This window comes from Yersinia sp. Marseille-Q3913 (assembly GCF_963892745.1).
Taxonomy (GTDB): Bacteria; Pseudomonadota; Gammaproteobacteria; order Enterobacterales; family Enterobacteriaceae; genus Yersinia; species Yersinia bercovieri.
In genome coordinates this window covers 1-1,912 of the sequence record NZ_CAWQAF010000060.1, presented here as the reverse complement: position 1 = coordinate 1,912, position 1,912 = coordinate 1, and the positions used below count along the sequence as shown (strand labels likewise).

Below are 1,912 nucleotides of genomic sequence, written 5' to 3'. Positions count from 1 at the left end.
GAACTCAATTCCTATAACGAAATGATGGCCAAAACACCCCGATTGTTAAAAAATGCAGGACAGTATCCCTACAGCGGATCATCTGATATGACCGGCACCTATATCGTCATGGCTAGCGGCGCCCCTGTTGGTCTTAATCTGGTTGGCACTGCGTCTTCTGGTTCAGCCAGTTTGACGAACACCTACGGGGGAGAGGTCACCCTCACGCCAGTAACCTCTTCTGGTGGCCAGAAATCTGGATTCTCGCTAACGACTGCCGGTATTCCACAAGATGCTTGTACCGTCCTCGCCACTACATTGAGTTCTTCATCAAATGTGGTGACAACAAAAGTGAACGGAACGTCAACATCAGGTCCATTAACGTCTGCAAAAGCAGTGCAGCAATGTACGGCTGACTCGGGTTCAACCGGTAACAATACGCTTATTTTCATTAGCCAGAGCTAAGGAGGCTTTATGCAACTTTCCCTTATCGCTCTATTTGGCAGTGTGATGTTATGCCTTGCAGCACCAGCTCAAGCCTGGTGTTTTGATGAAGCTGGCGCTCGATATCACATTAACGCACAACTCTTGCGAGCTATTGCGGTCAGGGAAAGTTCACTTGACCCCAATGCTATCGGCATCAACCGCACGGCGGGCAAAATATCCAGCCGTGACTATGGCTTGATGCAGATTAACACCCAACAACTTCCTAGACTAAAACGCTTGGGCATAATCAAAAACGAGCAAGACTTACTGACCAATCCATGCCTCAACGTCCAAATTGGAGCCTGGATACTGGCGCAACATCTACAGATATGTGGCAGCAACTGGTCATGCCTGGGTTCGTACAATGCCGGCTTCTCACCTGAGAGAGAACCGCGCCGCATGTGGTACTCGAAGAATATTTATAAGGAGTACATGCGGCTTGGTGGAGGAACATCATGATGTCTAGCCTTTGGGTACTACTGTTATTCGCAGGACTGCCACTCACCTTCGCTTTTCGCAACCACGGCCCTGTATTACGACAGGGGAATTTGTTTCTTCACGACCATGACCAGCCTCCCTACTCACGCCAAATTATTCGCCTTATCCGTTGGGTTGTCTGGATTTCTGCTCTAATGGCCCTGCTGCTCAATGGAGCATTAACGCTATCACCGACACACTTGCTACAGTCATTTGTTCTGCTGATATTCAGCCTGAATCTTATTGCGCTGGACGCGCAAAAACGCTGGCTGCCATTGTGTTTCACAAACAGTTTCTGGTTGGCGGGACTTCTACTCACGCTACTCCCCGGAGCGGCGTTATCTCCTTATACAGCTGTCGTCACCAGTTTGGCGTCATTTGTGTTGCTGAGTCTGGTATACCGGATTATGGAACGTAAAAGGCCTGACGCCCTGGGATTGGGTGATGTCCATCTCCTTACCGGGCTATGTGCCTGGCTCCCCCTTTATTGGTTAACTGTAGCATTGGTTCTTTACTTGCTAATAACAGTCAGTCTGCTAGGACGTAAAACACCGCACCCACTGGCACCGTGGCTGCTCCCAGCCGTCATGCTGATTCATCTTATTCACCCGGCCCTAGCAACAGAGGAAAATATCTATGTTGGGTAAAAAACAACCTATCGCTCATCCTCCCGTTAACCGGGGGGTCACCATTATCGAAGCGACCCTAGTCATTACTCTGCTCTCCGTGATAATGGCTTTCAGCATCCCCCATGTTAGGGAGTACAACCAGGAGCGAGCCTGGGACATCAGCGCAACCATGCTGTCAGCTGTCAGCGCGTCAGCCAATCGCTATATCAGAGACAATAAAGACACTCTGACGACGCAGCTCAAAACCGCAAAAAATGTCGTTATCACCGGTAAACAGTTACAAGACGCAAAATACCTTCCACCTGGATTCAGCCTGACTACCGATGAAGGCCAGTCATATC

Annotated in this window: 4 protein-coding genes; all 4 read left to right on the top strand. The window is 49.5% G+C overall.

The window, feature by feature from the left end:
* Positions 1 to 444 (top strand): type 4 pilus major pilin (locus AACW11_RS17205; protein WP_212587040.1); only part of this gene is annotated, 444 nt, incomplete at its 5' end.
* Positions 445 to 453: 9 nt separating this feature from the next.
* Positions 454 to 924, top strand: coding sequence for a lytic transglycosylase domain-containing protein (locus AACW11_RS17200; RefSeq protein WP_145592809.1), 471 nt, complete (start codon positions 454 to 456; stop codon positions 922 to 924).
* Positions 921 to 1,589 (top strand): prepilin peptidase, encoded by a 669-nt coding sequence (locus AACW11_RS17195; protein WP_145560223.1) that lies wholly within the window; start codon positions 921 to 923, stop codon positions 1,587 to 1,589. The genes AACW11_RS17200 and AACW11_RS17195 overlap by 4 nt, the downstream gene beginning before the upstream one ends.
* Positions 1,579 to 1,912 (top strand): shufflon system plasmid conjugative transfer pilus tip adhesin PilV (pilV, locus tag AACW11_RS17190; protein WP_212587039.1); only part of this gene is annotated, 334 nt, incomplete at its 3' end. The genes AACW11_RS17195 and pilV, both read left to right, overlap by 11 nt.